The organism is Streptomyces sp. NPDC042100, from assembly GCF_055582325.1.
Window position 1 is genome coordinate 71,396 of record NZ_JBVJDK010000004.1, and the last position, 20,672, is coordinate 92,067.

At 73.0% G+C, this 20,672-nt stretch carries 16 protein-coding genes; 4 read left to right on the forward strand and 12 right to left on the reverse strand.

Going from position 1 to position 20,672, the window contains the following annotated elements:
• Positions 1-67: 67 nt before the first annotated feature.
• Positions 68-1,315 carry an extracellular solute-binding protein gene (locus ACZ6J5_RS10260; RefSeq protein ID WP_469389743.1) on the reverse strand — a complete coding sequence of 416 codons (1,248 nt, stop codon included), beginning with the start codon at positions 1,313-1,315 and terminating at the stop codon, positions 68-70.
• 236 nt (positions 1,316-1,551) lie between these two features.
• On the opposite strand from ACZ6J5_RS10260, the gene ACZ6J5_RS10265 reads away from it, so the two are divergent.
• Positions 1,552-1,767, forward strand: coding sequence for a dodecin (locus ACZ6J5_RS10265; RefSeq protein WP_469389745.1), 216 nt, complete (start codon positions 1,552-1,554; stop codon positions 1,765-1,767).
• A gap of 25 nt (positions 1,768-1,792) precedes the next feature.
• On the opposite strand, the gene ACZ6J5_RS10270 is transcribed toward ACZ6J5_RS10265, so the two are convergent.
• Positions 1,793-2,281, reverse strand: a complete 489-nt coding sequence (locus ACZ6J5_RS10270; RefSeq protein ID WP_469389747.1) for a phosphatase domain-containing protein — start codon at positions 2,279-2,281, stop codon at positions 1,793-1,795.
• 70 nt (positions 2,282-2,351) lie between these two features.
• Complete coding sequence (locus tag ACZ6J5_RS10275; RefSeq protein ID WP_469389749.1) at positions 2,352-3,521, reverse strand: Dyp-type peroxidase; 1,170 nt, start codon at positions 3,519-3,521, stop codon at positions 2,352-2,354.
• Positions 3,522-3,611: 90 nt separating this feature from the next.
• On the opposite strand from ACZ6J5_RS10275, the gene ACZ6J5_RS10280 reads away from it, so the two are divergent.
• Complete coding sequence (locus tag ACZ6J5_RS10280; RefSeq protein ID WP_469389751.1) at positions 3,612-4,973, forward strand: right-handed parallel beta-helix repeat-containing protein; 1,362 nt, start codon at positions 3,612-3,614, stop codon at positions 4,971-4,973.
• A 50-nt stretch (positions 4,974-5,023) separates the two neighbouring features.
• Here the strand turns inward: ACZ6J5_RS10280 and ACZ6J5_RS10285 are convergent, their stop codons facing one another.
• A complete protein-coding gene (locus ACZ6J5_RS10285; RefSeq protein ID WP_469389754.1) occupies positions 5,024-5,743 on the reverse strand; it encodes a hypothetical protein in 720 nt (239 codons plus the stop codon).
• Positions 5,744-5,938: 195 nt separating this feature from the next.
• Positions 5,939-8,329 (reverse strand): SdrD B-like domain-containing protein, encoded by a 2,391-nt coding sequence (locus ACZ6J5_RS10290; RefSeq protein ID WP_469390510.1) that lies wholly within the window; start codon positions 8,327-8,329, stop codon positions 5,939-5,941.
• Positions 8,330-9,000: 671 nt separating this feature from the next.
• Here ACZ6J5_RS10290 and ACZ6J5_RS10295 point away from each other — a divergent pair.
• Complete coding sequence (locus ACZ6J5_RS10295) at positions 9,001-11,400, forward strand: ATP-binding cassette domain-containing protein (protein ID WP_469389755.1); 2,400 nt, start codon at positions 9,001-9,003, stop codon at positions 11,398-11,400.
• Between the two features lie 13 nt (positions 11,401-11,413).
• On the opposite strand, the gene melC2 is transcribed toward ACZ6J5_RS10295, so the two are convergent.
• From melC2 to ACZ6J5_RS10320, 5 genes are all read right to left on the reverse strand, one after another.
• Positions 11,414-12,241 carry a tyrosinase MelC2 gene (gene melC2 / locus ACZ6J5_RS10300; RefSeq protein ID WP_469389757.1) on the reverse strand — a complete coding sequence of 276 codons (828 nt, stop codon included), beginning with the start codon at positions 12,239-12,241 and terminating at the stop codon, positions 11,414-11,416.
• A gap of 43 nt (positions 12,242-12,284) precedes the next feature.
• Positions 12,285-12,674, reverse strand: a complete 390-nt coding sequence (gene melC1, locus ACZ6J5_RS10305) for an apotyrosinase chaperone MelC1 (RefSeq protein ID WP_469389760.1) — start codon at positions 12,672-12,674, stop codon at positions 12,285-12,287.
• Between the two features lie 289 nt (positions 12,675-12,963).
• Positions 12,964-13,710 (reverse strand): succinate dehydrogenase/fumarate reductase iron-sulfur subunit, encoded by a 747-nt coding sequence (locus tag ACZ6J5_RS10310; RefSeq protein ID WP_469389762.1) that lies wholly within the window; start codon positions 13,708-13,710, stop codon positions 12,964-12,966.
• Positions 13,707-15,650 (reverse strand): fumarate reductase/succinate dehydrogenase flavoprotein subunit, encoded by a 1,944-nt coding sequence (locus ACZ6J5_RS10315; RefSeq protein ID WP_469389764.1) that lies wholly within the window; start codon positions 15,648-15,650, stop codon positions 13,707-13,709. Before ACZ6J5_RS10315 ends, ACZ6J5_RS10310 begins: the two co-directional genes overlap by 4 nt.
• Positions 15,651-16,370 (reverse strand): succinate dehydrogenase, encoded by a 720-nt coding sequence (locus ACZ6J5_RS10320; RefSeq protein ID WP_469389766.1) that lies wholly within the window; start codon positions 16,368-16,370, stop codon positions 15,651-15,653.
• A gap of 95 nt (positions 16,371-16,465) precedes the next feature.
• On the opposite strand from ACZ6J5_RS10320, the gene ACZ6J5_RS10325 reads away from it, so the two are divergent.
• Complete coding sequence (locus tag ACZ6J5_RS10325; RefSeq protein ID WP_469389768.1) at positions 16,466-17,362, forward strand: LysR family transcriptional regulator; 897 nt, start codon at positions 16,466-16,468, stop codon at positions 17,360-17,362.
• Between the two features lie 15 nt (positions 17,363-17,377).
• On the opposite strand, the gene ACZ6J5_RS10330 is transcribed toward ACZ6J5_RS10325, so the two are convergent.
• Positions 17,378-19,549, reverse strand: coding sequence for a putative bifunctional diguanylate cyclase/phosphodiesterase (locus ACZ6J5_RS10330; protein WP_469389770.1), 2,172 nt, complete (start codon positions 19,547-19,549; stop codon positions 17,378-17,380).
• The gene (locus ACZ6J5_RS10335; protein WP_469389772.1) at positions 19,546-20,358 is read right to left on the reverse strand and encodes an SAM-dependent methyltransferase; all 813 of its coding nucleotides are present in this window, start codon (positions 20,356-20,358) and stop codon (positions 19,546-19,548) included. The genes ACZ6J5_RS10330 and ACZ6J5_RS10335 overlap by 4 nt, the downstream gene beginning before the upstream one ends.
• Positions 20,359-20,672 lie beyond the last annotated feature (314 nt).

The window sequence follows — 20,672 nt, forward strand, 5'->3', positions numbered from 1 at the left end:
CCGGCTGGATTCGACGTGACCGTGCGGGGGCCGCTCGGTGTGGAGGCGCTGAATGCTGTCCGGCGGGCTATTCGGCGAGGCCGGTGGTGATCTGCTCGGAGGCCTCCTTGGCGGCCTCCTTGGCGTCACCGCCCTGGAGGACGGCGGTCATGTACGGCTTGATGGGGTTGGCGCCCTCGATGTCGGCCCACTGCGGGGAGTTCGGGGTGGCCCGGCCTCGGGCGGCGCCGACGGCCATGGTGGCGGTGGCCTCCTGGTCCTCGACGGCGGAGGCGAGCTTGGCCTTGTTGGGCACGTAGTTCATGGCGCGGGCGAGCTCGGTCTGCCACTTCTCGCCGGCGAGCGCCTTGACGACGTCGAGGGCGGCGGCGCGCTCGGGGGCGTTCTCCGGGATGATCAGGTCGGAGCCGCCGGTGAAGACGGAGCAGGGCTCGCCGGCCTTCTTGCCCGGTATGGGGAAGAAGCCCAGCTTGTCCTTGAGGCCGGGGTTGGCCTTGGTGATGACGGGGACGGCGTTGGGGGTCGCGATGATCTGGGCGACCTTGCCCTTGGCGAACACCTCGGCCTGCGGCGGGTTCTGCTCGTCGGCGTCCTTGGGGCCCTGGCCGTGGGACTGGAGCCGCTTGTAGAACTCCATGCCCCGCAGGGCCGCCTCGCTGTCCAGGGTGCCGGTCCAGGCGCCGCCCTTGTCGACGGCGAGCTCGCCGCCCTCGTCCCAGATGAAGCCGGACAGGGTGTACCAGTCCTGGCCCGCGAGGTAGATGCCCTGGTTGCCGCCCTTGTTGAGCTTCTCGGTGTCGTCGAGCCACTCGGCGCGGGTGGCGGGCGGCTTGGTGAGGCCGCCCTGGGCGAAGAGGTCCTTGTTGTAGATGACGATCCGGTTGGCCGCGTACCAGGGGATGCCGTACTGGGCGCCGCCGATGGAGCCGGGCTCGGCGAGGCCGGGGAGCCAGTCCTGGCTGCCGAGGTCGCGGACGGACTCCAGGGTCAGGTCGTAGAGCTTCTCGGTGTCGGCGTACTGCGCGACCTGGGTGTTGCCGACCTCGATGACGTCGGGGCCGCCGGAGCCCTTGATGGCCTCGGTGACCTTCTTCCCGATGCCGGTCCACTCCTGGAAGGTGAACTTCAGCTCGATGTCGTCGTGCTCGGCCTCGAATGCCTCGGTGAAGCGCTGGAGGAAGTCGTCGCTGACGCTGTCCTGCATCAGCCAGACGTTGACCGTGCGGGTGCCACCACCGCCCGGGAGGAGACTGCACCCCGAGAGGACGAGGGCGGAGACGACTGTCAGCGGACAGGCGAGGCGTCGGATCTTCACGTAGGTCACCTTCGGCATGGGGGGCTGACCCGACGTGTGGGGGGACCGAACGGGAGGTTCGCGCGGGTATGTGGCCTGGATTCTGGTCTGGACCAAAGCGGATGGTCAAGTCCTTGACCATCCCGGTCCGGCCGCCGCCGCCCCTCGGGGACCCCGCCGGGCGGCGGCGGACGTGTCGCGCGGCCCGGCGGGGTGGGGCACGGTGGAGGGAACGCACCGAGAGGAGTCCTGCTCCCATGTCGAACCACACCTACCGCGTCACCGAGATCGTCGGCACGTCCACCGAGGGCGTCGACCAGGCCATCCGCAACGGCATCGAGCGCGCTTCGCAGACGCTCCGCGGCCTCGACTGGTTCGTCGTCACCGAGGTCCGCGGGCACCTCGTCGACGGCGCGGTCGAGCACTACCAGGTCGGCCTGAAGGTCGGTTTCCGGCTGGACGACGAGGACTGAGGCCGGAGCGGCCGGAGGGAAGCCCTCAGGTGCGTCCCTCGTCCTCCTGGGCCCGCGTCAGGGCCTCGGACGGGGTCGCCCAGCGGGCCCGGACGACGGTGAAGCCCGCCGCCTCGGCGGCGTCGCAGACCAGTTCGTCGTCGTCGACGAGCATCCGCACCTCGGTGTCCTCGGCGAGCCGCCGCAGCACCTCCAGCTTGGTCTGCCGCGCCGGGCGGAAGTCGCGGTCGCGGCGCATGTGCACCGGGCCCTCGGGCAGTCCGTGCGCGGCGAGCCAGGCGAGCGTGTCGCGGCGGCAGCGCTCGGGCCGGCCGGTGAGGTAGACGACCTCGCACTCCCCGGCCGCCTCCCGGCACAGCGCGACGCCCTCGGCGAGCGGCGGGTCGGCGGGGGCGGCGGCGAAGAAGCCCTTCCAGTCGCGCGGCCGGCCCTCCAGGAAGTGCTGGCGGTGGGCGGTGGAGGCGAGGGTGTTGTCCAGGTCGAAGACGGCCACGGGCCTGCGGTGTCGGGTCACTCCCCCAGCCTAGGCAGGGCCCGCCGCCGGGGCGCGTCCGGCGGCCCCGGGATCCTCCCGGGGGGCGTGGTCAGCCGAACAGCCCGGAACCGAGCGGGTGCCGGTCGTCGAATCCCGGGAGGATCAGGAAGGTCGCGCCGGCCGTCGTGGTGGTGAAGTCCAGCAGCGCGTCGGAGATGTCCATGTGGGCGAGGGTGGCGGTGAAGGTCCGCAGGTCGTTCTGGAAGCTGATGAAGAGCAGACCGGGGGCGGGATCGTCGGTGCCGTACGAACGGCGGAGCATCAGGCCGGTGCCGACCGCGGCGGGGTTCGCCCTGCGCGCGTGGGCGTCCGCGGGGACGAGATAGCGTCCGTCCGGCGTCTTGGCGCCGAGGTCCGGCCCCGCCGCGACGGGGCCGCCCGACAGGGGGGCGCCGCTGGCCCGGCGCCGCCCGAAGACCGCCTCCTGCTCGGGCACGGACAGCGCGGCGAACCGCGCCAGGTCGAGCTCCATGCGCCGCAGTACGGCGAGGGTGCCGCCGGCGACCTCGGGAGGGCCCGACAGCCACAGGTCGCGTTCCCGCTCGGCGCTCGTGTGCGGGCCCACGATGCCGTCGATGAAGCCGAGCGGGTTGCGGGGCGCGGTCAGACCGTCGGCGACGGGCACCTCCGCGCCGCGCCGCGCGGACTGCCGCCACCGTTCGCGGACCCGGTCCCCGGCCTGGGCCAGCAGCGCGGCGGCGACGACCGGGAGGAGCAGCGCGTCACCGGCGCAGATCTGGATCAGCAGGTCGCCGCCCCGGGCCCGGGGCGCGATCCGCTCGCGCGAGAACCGGGGCAGGTCCACCGCGCCGGGCAGCGTGGCCCCGGCCATGCGGACCAGCCGGGGGCCCACGCCCACGGTCACGGTGAGGTCGCCCGGCGGGAGGCCGAGCAGCCGGGGGTCGGTCCCCGCGACGAGCGCCCGGACGGCCCGGCCGAGTTCGGCCAGCAGGGGACCGGGGGCCGCGTCGGCGCCGAGGTCGGCCACCAGCGCCAGGAGGTTCGGCTGGGCCGTGCGCGGGAGGACGATGCCCGCCTGGTGGCGGCCGGTCGGCGGCACCTCCGCGCCCGACGCCGGGGAAGGAGGCCCACCCGGCCCGCTCGGCCCGCCCGGCCGGGCCGAGGGCGCTTCGCACCCCGCGGTCAGCCCGGTGGCCGCGGCGGCCCCGGCGACCCCGATGAACGCGCGGCGTGACGGACGGGAGTCGGGTCGGTGCATGGGGTGCAGAGTGCCACACCGGAATCGCCCGTGTGGGTCAACCTGCCTTTTTCGGGGTGGAATCGGGTGATGCCGTGCCAGGATCGGATCATGCCTCGATTAGCTCTTCGCGTGCTGGCGACCGTACTGGGCACGCTGACGCTTCTGGCCGGCTGCGGCGACGGCGGCGGTGGTGACGGCGACGACGGCGGGCCGGGTGAGGGCAGACGCCCGAGCGGTGCGCGGGTGACGATCCGGGTCCCCGGCGACGCCCCGACGATCTCGGCCGCGGTGTCGCTGGCGCGCCCCGGAGACCTGGTGCTGGTCGCTCCGGGCACGTACCACGAGTCGGTGAAGGTCTCCACGGCCCGGATCACGCTGCGCGGCGAGTCCCGGGACGGGGTCGTCATCGACGGGCGGCTCCAGCAGCCGAACGGTGTCGTCGTCGCGGCTCCCGGGGTGGCCGTGGAGAACCTGACCGTGCGGAACAACACGCAGAACGGCGTGCTGGTGACCGGTTCGGCGAAGGCCGCGGCGGCCGGGCTGCCGGGGCGGGGCGGCGGCTACGACACCGGCGACGAGCCCGTCACCTTCCTGAAGTCGTTCCTGGTCTCGCACGTCACCGCGACCCGCAACGGGCTGTACGGCATCTACGCGTTCTCCGCGCAGAACGGCGTCATCGAGCACTCCTACGCGTCGGGCGGGGCGGACTCGGGGATCTACGTGGGCCAGTGCAAGCCCTGCCGCGTCGTGGTGCGGGACAACATCGCCGAGCTCAACGCGGTCGGCTTCGAAGGCACCAACGCCGGCGGGGACATGTACGTGGTCGGCAACCGGCTGGTCGGCAACCGGGTCGGCCTGACCAGCGGCTCCGACCACCAGGAGAAACTGCTTCCGCAGCGGGGCGCCGTCATCGCCGGCAACCTGATCGCCGCCAACCAGCAGCGGGCCACCCCGCAACAGGCCGACGGCGGCTGGGGCATCGGCGTCGGCGTCGACGGCGGCAGCGACAACCGGTTCGTCCGCAACCGCATCGCCGGCAACACCCACGCGGGGCTCGTGATCACCGCGACCTCCGACATCCCCGCGATCGGCAACCGGATCACGGAGAACACCTTCACCGGAAACGGCCTCGACATCGGCTGGACGTTCCCCACCTCGGCACGGGGACGGGGCAACTGTCTGCGCGGCAACGAGCTGCGGACCACGGTGCCCGGCCGGCTCGCGGCCACGGCCGTCTGCCCGCTGCCGTCCACGACGCTCTCGGCCGGCGGCCGGTGGGCGACGCCGGAACAGCCCGGCGGCATCCCCTTCAGCGAGGTGGCGGCGCCCGCTCCGCAGCCGCAGCTCCCCCACGCCCTCACCAGGGGCGCCACCGCCGTCCCGGCCGTGCCGGAGCTCCCGGACCTGGCGGGCGTCCCGCTGCCGTCGGCGTCCCTGCTCGCCGCCGGGGCGCGGGTGCGGACCTCCTGAGGCGCCCCCGCGCGCGGTGTCGGCAGCGGCCCGGAACTACCGGGCCGCTGCTAGCCCTTGGGGACCGCTCCGGCCACCGGAACGACCGGCCGGAACGGCTGGGTGTCGAACGCGATCTCCACCGGCTGGGGCGCGGACCCGACGTCGGCGCGGACCCGGCGCATCGTGCCGTCAGGGCCCAGCCAGTAGCGCACGTTGCCCGCCGTGCCGGGGCGGTCGCGGGAGGACGGTCCGGTCATGACGTCCACTCGATGCCCGTCCACCCGGTCCCGTCCCCACCAGGCGGCGCCGTTCTGCGACAGCAGTGCGGCGTTGTCCGGCCGGTCGTCGCCGAGACCGAGGGCGATGGCCAGCGACGTGTCCAGCGAGCTCCCCGAGGAGAGCAGCGGGCGGCGGTACCAGCCGGTGCGGGGCGGCGAAGCGGGGGCGTACTCCGGGGCGTTGGCCATCGGGTGGACGTACACCGAGTCGGCCGTCCACTCGATCAGGCCTTCGCTGGAGGTGCCGCGCCCGGTGCCGTGGACCACTCCGTAACCGACCTCGCCCCGGTAGTCGACGGACCCGGTGACGGTCAGCGCTCCGGCGGTGCCCGGTACGGTGATCGTCACCGCGCGGCCGCGCGCCTCGTAGTTGCGGAACCGCGTGATCGCCAGCCGGTTCGCCTCGTCCGGGGTCGGCGCGCGCGGACCGCCGGCTTCGGAGCCGCCGCCGGTGACCAGCAACGCGGCACCGGCCACGACGGCCACCGCCGTCGCGATGCCGACGGCCATCCGGCGTGGCCTCGGCCACCGGCGCCGGCCGGTCGCACGGTCCGGCCGTGCCCGTCGGTATCTCCCGCTCACCCGGCTCGACGTGGCCACTTCATCCCCACCCTCTCGGTTCTCCCGCTTGCTTGGACCGCGCACTGCCCGACCGCGAACCAGTGGGCGCGGCCGGGCAGTGCGGATCAGTGCCGTTCGGTCAGGTCAGTGTTCCCGGGGTCGGCGTTTCCGGCTGATGACCGCGAGGGCCAGGCCCGTACCCAGCAACAGGCCGACGAGGCCGATCACCTGCACCGCGCCGGACGAACCGGTGTGCGCCAGTGATCCTCCCGAATCCCCGTGGTCCCCGTAGTCCCCGTACTCCGGGGGCGGTGTCGAGGCGGAGGGTGAGCTCGGCGTCGGGGTCGGCTTGTGGGGCGGCTTCCCCTTCGGGAGGTAGACCCCGGCGTCGATGGTGTGGTCGACGCCGCCCGGCTTGGCCGGTGCCGTGACGGGCGCGGAGCCGGCGCACAGCCGTCCGGTGGTCGGCGGCGTCACGTTGGAGTCGTGCGTCCGGTCGGTGCCGGCTCGCGGGAGCGTGAACCGCAGCCGGTCCGCGCCGGGCCGCCCGGGCACGCCACCGGTGTCCGCGGTGCACACGTCGAACCGCACCGTGTACTTCGCACCGGGGACGAGCTGGTACGCGGCGCCGACACCACCGAAGTAGTACTCGCCGGCGTCGTCGGTCCTCGTCGTGGCGACCTGCCTGCCGTTCGCGTCCAGCAGGCTGACCGTCGCCCCGGGCAGCAGGGGCTCCCCCGGGTCCTGGATCCCGTCGCGGTCGCCGTCGAACCAGACGAGGTTGCCGATCTGGACCGGGGCGTTCGCCGCCGCGTACGCGATGTCGCCGAGCCCGCCGGCCTTGCCGAAGCCGTTCTGCGCCTGGCCGACGAACTGGTAGGCGTTGGCGTTCGGGGCGTTGCCGGGGCCCGCGCCGGTCGTGATGTGGTGGTAACCGGTGCCGGACGTCTCGACGTTGACGGTCGGGTCGAACTCCGTGCTGACGACCCAGTCCTGCTGCGGGATGAAGGCCACGGAGCCCAGCGCGGTCTCCTGGTGCGGACCCTGGAAGAACTCGCCGGGGAAGTACTCGACGACGTCGGGGGCCTGGCCGCCGTTGTTGCCGGGGGCGGCGTGGTTGGGGCAGTCTCCGGTCCCTTCCCACGCGTATCCGCCGGTGGGAACAGCACAGGCCATGGTGATGTCGCCGCCGGCCATGCCGAGTTCCGGCGTGTTGTTCCCGGGGCGGGGGTCGAGGCCCCTGGCGCTGAGCACGTCCATGAACCGGTCGCGGAAGCCCAGGATCATCGAGCCGTCGCGGCCGAAGGCGAGAGAGGCGAGCTCCGGCTGCGGATCGAGGAAGGCGTTGCCCGCCTTGCGCTCGTCCCAGGTGGCCAGGCTGGTGTTCCACGGGTTCCAGCGGGTGGCCTGGGGGGCGGCGCCCGCACCGGTGAACACGGTGCCGCGCTTGTCGGTGAGCGTGTGGGTCAGGACCGTGGTGAACCGCCTGCCGTCGTACGCGTAGACGACGGCCTTCAGGTCCGTGGTCCGCTGTGTGCTCTCGGCGCTGCACACACCGCCCACGTAGAGGGTGTTGTCGTGGGCTTCGAGGCCGAACGGCCGCCAGTCACCGGCGCTCGCGCACCCCGGGTCGGGGATGGGCGTCGTCGCCTCGGGCGCCGCGGCGGTGGCCCCCCTCGCGTCGAAGCTCACCAGGCTGCGGTTCAGCAGGTTCACCGCGTACAGCGTGGAGCCGTCCTCCGAGAGGGCCAGGGCGCCGACGCTCTCCTTGCCCGGCGCGTCGACGAATCCCGGATCCTTGTTCATGTCGGCGTCGTGCTGCGTCCGCGCGACGTCCGGCACCTGGGCGAAGAGCCGGGGTGCGCCCGATCCGTCGACCGGCACCGTGTAGATCGCGCCGGGGCCCTCGGGCCCGTACGGGGCGAAGCGGCGGGCGAACGCGCTCTGGAACAGCCGGGTGCGGTACCTGTCGTAGGCGAGCCCGTACGTCGTGCCCACCTGGGCCTGCGTGGCCAGCACGCTCGGACACGCCACGCCGGAGGGGCAGGTGCCCCGGGTCTGCGTCCCGAAGGCCACGAGGGCCCGGGTGTCCGTTCCGGTGGCCCCGTTCTGGACCGGCACGAAGTACCGCGTGTCCGGCAGCGCGTAGTCGGCGGGGTTCCACACGCCCGTCACCACCGAGGCGTTCTTGCCGCCCGAGACGTCCACGAACGACGTGAAGCTGTCGAAGTGGTTCTCCGCCGTCGACGCGGGCGCGGCCCGCAGATGGCCGTTGTACGGCGCGGGGACGCTGACGTCGACGCGGTACCGGCCGCCGCGCAGTGCCGTCGACCGCGACACCACCACCTTTCCGGTGGTGTCCGTGACACCGGTGACACCGCGCCCGGCGGGGTCGGAGACCCTCACCCTCATGCCGCGCTGCGGCACGTCCATCGTCGTGTTGATCACGCCGGTGCCGAAGAAGTCGCGCAGCACCTGGACCGTCAGCGTGCCGTCCTCGGGCGAGGCGGCGACGGGTCCGGCCGTCGCTCCCAGAGCACCACCCGCCAGCAGGAGAACGGATAACCCCACGCGTGCCAGCGGGCCCGCGCGGCGCGGGACCGTTCGCCGCGAGCCGGAGTCGACTCGATTCATGGCATCACTCTCCATACACGGAAAGGAAAAGGACCATCGCTGCCGGGTGGGCCTCTTCGCGATGATTTCTAGAGGGATTCACGGGCGAGCCGCGGAGGCCGCGGACCGGGAAAGACGCACACAGATCCAACGCGGCACCCTCCACCGTCGACCTCGCCGACTGCCGTCGTGAGCAGCGCGCGACACTCTAGGCGCGGGGACTCCGCCGCCACCAGCGGAATTCTGGAATTCATCGGAATCAGCGATATTATCCGAGCGCACGAACAAGGCGACCGAATGGATATACGAATTCGATGTGATGGCTGAATCCGGCGCCCTTGTCGGCGCGACAGGCGCAGGTACCGGCATTTCCGTCCGATGAATTCCGGCCGTGCCGTCTCTCTCGGCGGGCGGCCCGCGCCCGTCCCGGTCGCACACGTGACCGGCCGGACGGCCCCGGGGTCACCGTGGAGGTGTCCTCTCTCGTCGTCCTGCGGGCGCCCGGATCGCGCGGCGCGGACCGCGCGGACCGCGGGTCGCCCGTTTGGCGGGCCTGACCAGGGCAAACGCACCCGGCGGCCTAGAATCGGCGGATGCACAGCAGCACTGACGCCCCCGTCGCGCCGCCCGCGCCCGCGACGCCCCACGACCCGTTCGTCCGGGTGCGGGGGGCCCGTGAGCACAATCTGAAGGGTGTCGACGTCGATGTGCCCCGCGACGCGCTGACCGTGTTCGCCGGGGTGTCCGGCTCGGGGAAGTCCTCGCTGGCGTTCGGGACGATCTACGCGGAGGCGCAGCGCCGCTACTTCGAGTCGGTGGCACCGTACGCCCGCCGGCTGATCCACCAGGTGGGGGCGCCGAAGGTCGGGGAGATCAGCGGGCTGCCGCCGGCGGTGTCGCTGGAGCAGCGCAGGTCCGCGCCGAACGCGCGCTCCTCGGTCGGCACGGTGACGACGCTGTCGAACTCGCTGCGGATGCTGTTCTCGCGGGCGGGCGCCTATCCGCCGGGGGCGCCGCGGCTGGACTCGGACGCCTTCTCGCCGAACACGGCGGCGGGGGCCTGTCCGTCCTGCCACGGCATCGGGCGGGTGCACGGGACGACGGAGGAGCTGCTGGTCCCGGACCCGGGGCTGTCCATCCGGGAGGGCGCGATCGCCGCCTGGCCGGGCGCCTGGCAGGGCAAGAACCTGCGGGACGTGCTGGCCGCGCTCGGGTACGACGTGGACCGGCCGTGGCGGGAGCTGGCGGCGGCGGACCGGGAGTGGATCCTGTTCACCGACGAGCAGCCGGTGGTGACGGTCCATCCGGTGCGGGAGGCGGGGCGGATCCAGCGCCCGTACCAGGGCACGTACATGAGCGCCCGGCGCTATGTGACGCACACCTTCTCGGACTCGAAGAGCGCGTCGCTGCGGGCGCGGGCGGAGCGGTTCCTGACCAGCAGCCCGTGCCCGGTGTGCGGGGGCGGGCGGCTGCGGCCGGAGGCGCTGGCGGTGACGTTCGCGGGCCGGGACATCGCGGAGCTCGCCGCGCTGCCGCTGACGGAGCTGGCGCGGACGCTGGAGCGCGCGACGGCGGACGGGGACGCACCGCAGACGGCACGGGTGCTCGGCGCGGACCTGGTGGCGCGGATCGGGACGGTGACGGAGCTGGGGCTGGGCTATCTGAGCCTGGACCGGGCGACGCCGACGCTGTCCGGCGGCGAGCTCCAGCGGCTGCGGCTGGCCACCCAGCTGCGGTCGGGGCTCTTCGGCGTGGTGTACGTGCTCGACGAGCCGTCCGCGGGGCTGCACCCGGCGGACACCGAGGCGCTGCTGGTGGTGCTGGACCGGCTGCGGGCGGCGGGGAACACGGTGTTCGTGGTGGAGCACCAGCTGGACGTGGTGCGGCACGCGGACTGGCTGGTGGACGTGGGGCCGATGGCCGGGGAGCACGGCGGGCGGGTGCTGTACAGCGGCCCGCCGGCGGGGCTGGCGGAGGTGGCCGGGTCGGCGACCCGGCGCTTCCTCTTCGACCGTCCGGCCGTCCCGGCGCGGGAGGTGCGGGAGCCTTCGGGGTGGCTGCGGACGGGCCCGCTGGACCGGCACAACCTGCGGGGGCTGGACACGGCCGTCCCGCTGGGGGTGCTCACGGCGGTCACGGGGGTGTCCGGTTCGGGGAAGTCCACGCTGGCGGCCGCCCTGACCGAGGAACTGCCGGGTGTGGAGCGTCTGGTGACGGTGGACCAGAAGCCGATCGGGCGGACCCCGCGCTCCAACCTGGCCACGTACACCGGGCTGTTCGACGTGGTGCGCAAGCTGTTCGCGGCCACCGACGAGGCGCGGGAGCGGGGGTACGCGGCGGGCCGGTTCTCGTTCAACGTGCCGGGCGGGCGCTGTGAGACCTGCCAGGGCGAGGGCTTCGTCTCGGTGGAGCTGCTGTTCCTGCCGAGCACGTACGCGCCCTGTCCGGACTGTCACGGGGCGCGGTACAACCCCGAGACGCTGGAGGTGCGGCTGCGCGGGCTGACCGTCGCCGAGGTGCTGGACCTGACGGTGGAGGCGGCGGCGGAGTTCCTCGCGGAGGTCCCGGCGGCGGCGCGCGGGCTGCGCACGCTGCTGGACGTGGGGCTCGGCTATCTGCGGCTCGGCCAGCCGGCCACGGAGCTGTCGGGCGGGGAGGCGCAGCGCGTCAAGCTGGCCGCCGAGCTCCAGCGGCCCCGGCGCGCGCACACGCTGTACGTGCTGGACGAGCCGACGACGGGGCTGCACCCGGCCGATGTGGAGGTGCTGGCGCGCCAGTTGCACGGTCTCGCCGACGCCGGGCACACGGTGGTGGTCGTGGAGCACGACATGGACGTGGTGGCGGGCGCGGACTGGGTGATCGACCTGGGGCCGGGCGGCGGCGACGAGGGCGGCCGGATCGTGGCCGAGGGCCCGCCCGCCGCCGTCGCGGCGACGGCGGCGAGCAGGACCGCCCCGTATCTGGCCCGGGCCCTGGGCCTCGCGGGGAGCTAGCGGCGGTGCGCGGCTAGGCGGCCGTGTCGAAGGTGTAGTGCGGGGTGTGGTCGAGCATGTCGGCCGGGGTCACGTCGTTCCACGGGCGCATGGTGTCGTGGAGGTCGACGACGTTCGGGGTGCCGGCGGCGGGCAGGTAGGCCGAGCGGGGGTGGCGGGCCTGCCAGTCGGCCCACAGCTTGTCGACGAAGGCGTGGTGCATCCAGAAGACCGGGTCGTTCGGGGAGACTCCGGTGGCCATCTGGCCGCCGACCCAGACGTGCACCCGGTTGTGCAGGTTGACGCCGCGCCAGCCCTCCAGGTGGTTGCGGAAGCCGTCGGAGGCGCTGTTCCAGGGCGCCATGTCGTAGGTCTCCATGGCGAGGACGGAGTCGGCCTCGGCGCGGGTGGGGAGCTGGCGGCCGCCGGCGCCGAGGTCGCGGCGGAGGTAGTCGCGGCCGTCGACGCGGACGGTGATCGTCCAGCGGTTGCCGGAGCGGGCGAAGGCGCCGTCGAGGACCTGCCCGTCGCGGGCCCGGCCGGTGCCGCCGAGGAAGTCGGGGGCCCAGAGGGAGGAGCCGGCGGTGCGGTCGGCGGTCCAGTCCCAGTAGGGCAGGCTGACGCTCGGGTCGACGGACTGCAGCGCCTGCTCGAACTGTATGAGGAAGCGGCGGTGCCAGGGCAGGAAGGACGGCGAGCGGTGGCCGACGCGGTCGCCGCTGTCGGTGTCGCTCATGATGAAGGCGTTGTGGGTGGTGACGAAGGTGTCGTAGCGGCCCGAGCGCTTGAGTTCGAGGAGGGCGGCGACGAAGCGGCGCTTCTCGTCGGCGGTGAGGGCGGCCTGGTTCTTGCGTACGGTCACGGTGGTACGGCTCCTGGGTGGAACGGGCGGTGGCGGGATCGGGTCAGCCGAGGGCGAGGGGGACGAGCGGGGCCCCCTGGAGCTCGCGGACGGCCGCGCGGGCCACGGCCTTGGGCGTGGCGACGGGCTCGTAGTGGTTGATGACGCTGATCCAGGTGCCGTCGGCGTTCCGCATCACGTGCAGTTCCTCGCCGTCGATGGTCACGGAGTAGCCGCCCCCGTGGTGTCCCCCGTGGTGGCCGCCGTGCGCGGGGCCGCCGGTGATGCGGCGGCCCTGGTAGACCTCGTCGAAGGCGGCGGGCTCCGGGAGGGCGGCGGGCGCGTCGGCGCGCGGTGTCGCGGCTCCGGCGGAGCCGGCCAGGGCGAGGCCCGCGACGGCGCCGGCCGCGCCGGCGGCGACGCCCAGGGCCTGGCGGCGGGTGATGCTGGACATGAGAAACCCCCAAATGGACTGGTACCACCGGGGGTTTGGTCATATGCCCCCGGCAGGGCCTATCAGTACCCGGAGGTGCCCCGACGCCGGAAATCGCCCGGAAGGGGTTGGCCGCGATATGGACGACTCGCCATGATCGGTACAGTGTTGAACAGAGTTGATCTTGCTGTTCCGGCGCATGGAAGCGCCCCGGAACGAAAGTTCTGCGGAGATCATGACGATCTCGTGAACGATCTTTCGTTCCGGGGCGCCCGACGTGGCGGGGCTCACGCTCCCAGACTGTCCGGATTCAGCCGCGCGCCTTCCGGCGCGCCCGCAGCCACTCCTTGTTCATCGCCGCGATCGAGGGCAGCGGGATGCCCTTCGGGCAGGCGGTCGCGCACTCCCCGGTGAGGGTGCAGCCGCCGAAGCCCTCGGCGTCCATCTGCGCCACCATGTCGAGCACCCGGGTCTCGCGCTCGGGCGCGCCCTGCGGCAGCACGCCCAGGTGGTTGACCTTGGCGGAGGTGAAGAGCATCGCCGAGCCGTTGGGGCAGGCGGCGACACAGGCGCCGCAGCCGATGCACTCGGCGTGCTCGAAGGCGAAGTCGGCGTCCGCCTTGGGCACCGGGGTGGCGTGCGCCTCGGGGGCGGAGCCGGTGGGGACGCTGACGTACCCGCCCGCCTGGATGATCCGGTCGAAGGCGGAGCGGTCGACGACCAGGTCCTTCACCACCGGGAAGGCGGCGGCCCGCCAGGGCTCGACGTCGATCGTGTCGCCGTCCCGGAAGGAACGCATGTGCAGCTGGCAGGTGGTGGTGCGCTCGGGCCCGTGGGCGTCGCCGTCGATGACGAGGCTGCACGCGCCGCAGATGCCCTCGCGGCAGTCGTGGTCGAAGGCGACCGGGTCCTCGCCACGCAGGATGAGGTCCTCGTTGAGGGTGTCCAGCATCTCCAGGAAGGACATGTCGGGCGAGACGCCCTCGACGTCGTAGGTGGCCATGGCGCCTTCGGCGTCGGCGTTCCGCTGGCGCCAGACGCGCAGGGTGAGCTTCATGCGTAGCTCCGCTGGGTGGGGTGGACGTGTGCGAAGACGAGGTCCTCCTTGTGGAGGACGGGGGTGCCGGACGGGCCGGCCTCCCAGGCGGCGACGTACGCGAACTCCTCGTCGCGGCGCGCCGCCTCGCCGTCCGGGGTCTGGGACTCCTCGCGGAAGTGGCCGCCACAGGACTCCGCGCGGTGCAGCGCGTCGAGACACATCAGCTCGGCGAGCTCCAGGTAGTCGACGATCCGGTTGGCCTTCTCCAGCGACTGGTTGAACTCCTCTCCGGTGCCCGGCACCTTGATCCGCCGCCAGAACTCCTCGCGGATCTCCGGGATCCGCCGCAGCGCCGTGCGCAGCCCCTCCTCGGTGCGGGCCATCCCGCAGAACTCCCACATGAGCTCGCCGAGTTCGCGGTGGAAGGAGTCGGGGGTGCGGTCGCCGTCGACGGCGAGCAGCAGGTTCAGCCGGTCCTCGGTCTCGGCCAGCGCCTCCCGCACGACCGGGTGGGTGTCGGTGACCGGGGTGTCGTGCGGGTGACGGGCCAGGTAGTCGTTGATGGTGGCGGGGAGCACGAAGTAGCCGTCGGCGAGGCCCTGCATGAGGGCCGAGGCGCCGAGCCGGTTGGCCCCGTGGTCGGAGAAGTTGGCCTCGCCGATGGCGAACAGGCCGGGGACCGTGGTCTGGAGGTCGTAGTCGACCCAGAGGCCGCCCATCGTGTAGTGCACGGCGGGGTAGATCCGCATCGGCACCTCGTACGGGTCCTCGGCGGTGATCCGCGCGTACATGTCGAAGAGGTTGCCGTACCTCTCCTCGACCTTCGCGCGGCCCATCCGGCGGATCGCGTCGGCGAAGTCGAGGTAGACGCCCTGGCCGCCGGGGCCGACGCCGCGCCCCTCGTCGCAGACGTTCTTGGCGGCGCGCGAGGCGATGTCGCGGGGGACGAGGTTGCCGAAGGAGGGGTAGATCCGCTCCAGGTAGTAGTCGCGCTCGTCCTCGGGGATCTCGTGGGCGGGCCGGGTGTCGCCCTGCGCCTTGGGCACCCAGATGCGTCCGTCGTTGCGCAGCGACTCGCTCATCAGGGTCAGCTTCGACTGGTGGTCGCCGGTGCGCGGGATGCAGGTGGGGTGGATCTGGGTGAAGCAGGGGTTGGCGAAGTAGGCGCCCCGGCGGTGCGCCCGCCACACGGCGGTGGCGTTGGAGTTCATGGCGTTGGTGGAGAGGTAGAAGACGTTGCCGTAGCCGCCGGTGGCGAGGACGACGGCGTCCGCGTAGTGGGTGGAGACCGCGCCGGTGACCAGGTCGCGGGCGACGATGCCGCGGGCCCGCCCGTCGACGACGATCAGGTCGAGCATCTCGGTGCGCGGGTGCATCTCCACGTTCCCGGCGGCGATCTGCCGGGAGAGCGCCTGGTAGGCGCCGAGCAGGAGCTGCTGGCCGGTCTGGCCCCGGGCGTAGAAGGTGCGGGAGACCTGGACGCCGCCGAAGGAGCGGGTGTCGAGCAGTCCGCCGTACTCGCGGGCGAAGGGGACGCCCTGGGCGACGCACTGGTCGATGATCTCGACGGAGATCTGGGCGAGCCGGTGCACGTTGGACTCGCGGGCGCGGAAGTCGCCGCCCTTGACGGTGTCGTAGAAGAGGCGGTGCACGGAGTCGCCGTCGTTGCGGTAGTTCTTGGCGGCGTTGATGCCGCCCTGCGCGGCGATGGAGTGGGCGCGGCGCGGGGAGTCCTGGTAGCAGAACTGGACGACCTGGTAGCCCTGTTCGGCGAGGGTGGCGCCGGCGGAGCCGCCCGCCAGGCCGGTGCCGACGACGATCACGCGGTGGCCGCGCCGGTTGGCGGGGTTGACCAGCTTCGCCTCGAAGCGGCGGGTGTCCCAGCGCTCCGCGATGGGCCCGCCGGGGGCCTTCCCGTCGGTGAGCGGGGCGCCGAGGGTGTAGTCGGGGGAGGTCATTCAGCTCACCACTCCGGTCATGACGGCGACGGGTACGGAGATGAAACCTGCGGTCAGCAGCAGCGCGAGGGCGTTGGCCGTGGCCTTCAGGACGCGCTCGCGGCGGGCGTTGCCGGCGCCGAGGGTCTGGGCGGCGCTCCAGAAGCCGTGCCGGACGTGCAGCCCGACGGCCAGCATGGCGACGAGGTAGATCACGTTGCCGTACCAGGTGGAGAAGGTGTCGACGACGTTCTCGTACGGCCTGCCCTCCTGGAAGCCGGGGTGGACGGTGCCGGTGGTCAGGTCGAGGATGTGCCAGACGAGGAAGAGGCCGACGATGACCCCGCCCCAGCGCATGGTGCGGGTGGCGTAGCTCGACCGCCGGCGCTTGTGCGCGTACGCGGTCGGGCGGGCCCGCAGGTCGCGCCGGCTGAGCTGGTACGCGGAGACGACGTGCGCGACGACGGCGACGACCAGCACGATCCGGGCGGCCCACAGGCCCCACTCGTGGTGCAGCACCGGGGCGCCCATGGTGCGCAGCCAGTGGGCGTAGCCGTTGAACTCCTCGGGGCCGAAGAAGACCTTCAGGTTCCCGGCGACGTGCGCGACGAGGTACGCGAGCATCGTCAGGCCGCTGACGGCCATGACGGTCTTCTTGCCGATCGTGGACGCCCAGAAGCCGCGGGTCGGGCCCGCGGGCGGGCGGCCCGCCTTCCGGTCGTGATGGGGTGCCAGAGCCATGCCTGCGACGGTAGGGGCGAAGGGCCCGAGAGGTCCAAGACATGGTTCGGCTGATCTCCATAGGGCCCTCCTATCGAGCGGGGTAGGCTGGTCCCATGCAGTTCCAGCAGCTCCTGTACTTCGTGGCCGTCGCCGAGACCCGTCACTTCACCCGCGCCGCCGAGCGCGTCCACGTGTCGCAGCCCTCGCTCTCCCAGCAGATCAAGGCCCTGGAGCAGGAGCTGGGGGCGGAGCTGTTCAGCCGGGCCCGGGGCAACATCGCGCTGACCGACGCGGGCGAGGCGCTGCTGCCGCTGGCCCGCCGGATCCTCGCCGACACCGACACCGCCCGGCACGAGGTGCAGGAGCTGGTGCAGCTGCGGCGCGGCCGGGTGCGGCTCGGCGCGACCCCCAGCCTCTGCACGGGGCTGCTCCCGGACGTGCTGCGCGCCTTCCACGACCTGCACCCGGGGATCCGGCTGCTGATCGAGGAGGGCGGCTCGCACGACCTGGTCCGGGAGCTGGCGCGCGGCGCCCTGGACCTGGCGCTGGTGGTGCTGCCGCTGCCGACGCCCTCCCCGGCCCTGACCACGGTGGAGCTGCTGACCGAGGACCTGGTGGTGGTCTCCTCGGCCTCCAGCCCCGCGCCGCGCCGCCCGGTGCGCATCGCCGATCTGCGCGACCAGCCGCTCGTGATGTTCCGGCACGGCTACGACCTGCGGGAACTGACCGTGGCGGCCTGCCGCGCGGAGGGCTTCGAGCCCTCGTTCACGGTCGAGGGCGGCGAGATGGACGCCGTCCTCGGCTTCGTACGGGCCGGGCTCGGCCTCGCGGTCGTCCCCACGATGGTCGCGGCCCGCGCGAGCCGCGACCTGCGCGTGACGGCGCTGGCCCGCCCGGGCCTCCAGCGCACGATCGCGCTGGCCCACCGCAGCGACGTGGCCCCGCCCCGCGCGGCCCGCGAGCTCCAGCGGCTGCTCATGGCCTCGCGGCGGGGCGGCTCCGGGGCCTGACCCGCCGCGTCCGCCCTACACCGCGTCCGCCAGGACCAGCGAGTGGATCCGGTCCGGGGCGCCGGGGCGGGCGTAGTACCAGCCCTGGGCCGTGTCGCAGCCGAGCTCGCGCAGCTGCTGGGCCTGCGCCCCGGTCTCCACGCCCTCGACCGTGACGGCCAGCTCCAGGCTGTGGGCCAGCTGGACGATCCCCTCGACGATCTTGAGGTCGACCGGGTCCACCGGGTGCTGCTGCATCCCCTGCGTGAAGGAGCGGTCCAGCTTGAGCACGCTCACCGGCAGCCGGCGCAGGTTGGCGAGGTTGGAGTAGCCGGTGCCGAAGTCGTCGAGCGCGATGTCCACGCCCATGTCGGCGAGCTGCCGCAGCGGCTTGAGCAGGTCGTCGTCCGCGCCGATGAGTGCCGACTCCGTCACCTCCAGGCACAGCGCGCCCGCTTCGAGCCCGGAGCGCTCCAGCACGTCGACGGTGTCGGCGACGAGCCGGGGGTGGTGCAGCTGGGTCGGCGAGAGGTTGACGTTGATCCGCAGCGGGCCGCCGTCGGCGTGCCGGGCCTGCCAGAACCGGGCCTGCCGCACGGCCTCTTCGAGCACCCAGCGGCCCAGCGGCACGATGAGCCCGGTGTTCTCGGCGAGCGGGATGAAGCGGTCCGGGCCGAGCACCCCGTGCTGCGGGTGGCACCAGCGCACCAGCGCCTCGGCACCGTGCACGCTGCCGTCGTCCAGGTGGACCAGCGGCTGGTACTCGATGAAGAACTCGCCCCGCTCCAGGGCCGCGGGCAGCGCGGTGGTGAGCCCGTGCCGGGTGATGGCGCGGGCGTCGGCCTCGGCGTCGGCGAACTCGAAACGGTTGCCGCCCGCCGACTTGGCCCGGTACATGGTGATGTCGGCGCTGCGCAGCACCTCGGCCGCGGTCCGCTCCCCCACCGGGCCCTCCACCACGCCGACGCTGCCGCGCACCGTCAGTTCGCGGCCGTCGACGCGGATCGGGGCGGCGAGCGCGCCGAGCATCCGGTCGGCGAGCTCGGCGACCTTGTGCTCGCTGTCGGAGCCGGTGGTCAGCGCGACGAACTCGTCGCCGCCGAGCCGGGCCACCATCTCGCCGGGCGCCTTCACGGAGCCCTGGAGCCGGTCGGCCACCTCGACCAGCAGCCGGTCGCCGGTGGCGTGGCCGAGGCTGTCGTTGACCACCTTGAAGCCGTCGAGGTCCAGGTAGCACAGGCCGAAGCGCCCGTCGCCCGGGGCCAGCGTCTTCTCCAGGCGCTCGAAGAACAGCGTCCGGTTGGGCAGCCCGGTCAGCGCGTCGTGGGTGGCCTCGTACCGCAACCGCAGGTTGAGCAGCCGCCGTTCGGTGGTGTCCTCCATCAGCGCGAGCTGATAGCGGGGCACCCCGGCGGCGTCGCGCAGCAGCGAGACGGTGAGGTTGGTCCACAGCACGGTGCCGTCGCCTCGGTAGTACGGCTTCTCCACCCGGTAGTGCTCGCGCTCGCCGCGCACCAGCTCGTCGTACAGGCGCCAGACGTGGGGGCCGTCCTCCGGGTGCGACCACTCGGCGATGTTGCGGCTGAGGACGTGCTGTTCGAGGCCGCCGAACATCCGGGTCAGGGTCTCGTTGACCTCCAGGACGTTGCCGTCGAGGTCGGCGATGCCGATGCCGATCGCCGCGCCCTCGAAGACCGCGCGGAAGCGGCTCTCGGTGGCGTGCAGGGCGAGTTCGGCGGCGCTGCGGGCGGAGAGCGCCGAGTGCGCGATGGTCTCCTGCTCGTTCAGCGTCCGCTCGCGCAGCGCCTGGGCGAAACCGGCGGCCATGGCGTGCTGGAGCCGGGAGCAGCGGGCCCGCAGCTCCTCGGCGCCCGCGCCGGCGACGTCCGGGTCGTCGGCGCAGTACAGCACCAGATAGGCGTCGACGACGCCGAGGCTGCGGGCCAGCGCGTCCGGGTCGGTGCAGTGTGCGGCGATCAGGGCCTGGCCGACCCGGTGCGCGGGCGCGGTGTCGAACGGCCTGGCTCGCAGCGCGGCGCTCAACTCGCGGGCCAGCGGCAGCAGATGGCCCTCGAACTCCTGCCGGGTCAGCGAGGTCGCGGTGACCGGGAAGACGGCCCTGCTCCAGATGGTCACGAACCGTCTGAGTCTGTTCTCGGGACCGTCGGCGTCGGCGACGGAGCCGGCCTGCTCGGGCGGGACCTTCACGCCGTGCGCCCCACCCCTGCGAACCCGGAGAAGGCGTAGGGGTCCTCCTCCTCTTCGGGTGCGTCGGGCCGCCAGTGCGGCATCGACACCAGCCCGGGGGCGACGAGTTCGGTGCCGTCGAAGAAGCGGGCGATCTCCTCGCGCGAGCGCATGACGAGCGGGCTGCGGATGTCCCGGTAGACGCCGACCGTGCCGCCGGCCCGTTCGGGCGGCAGCGGGATGCCCTCGTAGGAGGCGTGGGTGAGGATGAGCAGGCTGCCGGGGGCGAGCCCGGCGAGCAGTTCGGCGACGAGGGCGGCGGGGTCCTCGGCGTCCTCCAGGAAGTGCAGCACGGCGACCAGGAGCAGGGCCACCGGCCGCTCCAGGTCGAGGAGTTCGCCGACCTCAGGACTGTCCAGGATCTCGGCGGGCTTGCGCAGGTCGGCGGCGAGCACGGCCGAGCGGTCGTCACCCGCGAGCACGGCCCGGCTGTGGGCGACGGCCACCGGGTCGTGGTCGACGTAGACGACGCGGGCGGAGCCGCTGGCGGCCTGGGCGACCTCGTGGACGTTGCCGAAGGTCGGTATGCCCGAGCCGATGTCGAGAAACTGCGTGACGTCGTTGTCCACCGCGTACCGCACGGCCCGGCGCATGAAGGCGCGGTTCGCCTGCATGATCTTGGGCAGTCCCGGCATGAACTCCATGGCCTTGCGGGCCGCTTCCCGGTCCACTTCGAAATTGTGCGAGCCGCCCAGATAGAAGTCGTACATACGGGACACGCTCGGCACCGATATATCGATGCCGGGCGGAGCCCAGGCGGGACGCTCCATCAAAGTCTCCAACAAGTCGCCACGGGGATACGGCCAAGTGTTCGCGGCCGACGTTCGAGCTGAGGCTACTGATCGCTTGCCTGGAGAGCGAGCAGAAACGGAAATTCGCGATCCGTTCTTGGTCACACGCCATTGGCACGTGCACGGACGACAGAAGAGTTCGCGCCTTCGGCCCGTGCAAATTCACGTGCATATGGTCGTGCGCGGTTCCCGCGTCGGCCGGACCGGCCCCGGAACCCCCCGCCCGCGCCGCCGGGGGGCGACAACCGGCCACCGGTCCGCACGCCCCGCGCCCCTGCCGGCCACTCCGGAAC

Coding starts and splice junctions, on each gene's coding strand:
- ACZ6J5_RS10265 (WP_469389745.1), top strand. CDS start 1,552: ATGTCGAACCACACCTACCGCGTCACCGAGATCGTCGGCACGTCCACC.
- ACZ6J5_RS10275 (WP_469389749.1), bottom strand. CDS start 3,521: ATGCACCGACCCGACTCCCGTCCGTCACGCCGCGCGTTCATCGGGGTC.
- ACZ6J5_RS10280 (WP_469389751.1), top strand. CDS start 3,612: ATGCCTCGATTAGCTCTTCGCGTGCTGGCGACCGTACTGGGCACGCTG.
- ACZ6J5_RS10285 (WP_469389754.1), bottom strand. CDS start 5,743: ATGGCCGTCGGCATCGCGACGGCGGTGGCCGTCGTGGCCGGTGCCGCG.
- ACZ6J5_RS10295 (WP_469389755.1), top strand. CDS start 9,001: ATGCACAGCAGCACTGACGCCCCCGTCGCGCCGCCCGCGCCCGCGACG.
- melC1 (WP_469389760.1), bottom strand. CDS start 12,674: ATGTCCAGCATCACCCGCCGCCAGGCCCTGGGCGTCGCCGCCGGCGCG.
- ACZ6J5_RS10310 (WP_469389762.1), bottom strand. CDS start 13,710: ATGAAGCTCACCCTGCGCGTCTGGCGCCAGCGGAACGCCGACGCCGAA.
- ACZ6J5_RS10315 (WP_469389764.1), bottom strand. CDS start 15,650: ATGACCTCCCCCGACTACACCCTCGGCGCCCCGCTCACCGACGGGAAG.
- ACZ6J5_RS10320 (WP_469389766.1), bottom strand. CDS start 16,370: ATGGCTCTGGCACCCCATCACGACCGGAAGGCGGGCCGCCCGCCCGCG.
- ACZ6J5_RS10325 (WP_469389768.1), top strand. CDS start 16,466: ATGCAGTTCCAGCAGCTCCTGTACTTCGTGGCCGTCGCCGAGACCCGT.
- ACZ6J5_RS10335 (WP_469389772.1), bottom strand. CDS start 20,358: ATGGAGCGTCCCGCCTGGGCTCCGCCCGGCATCGATATATCGGTGCCG.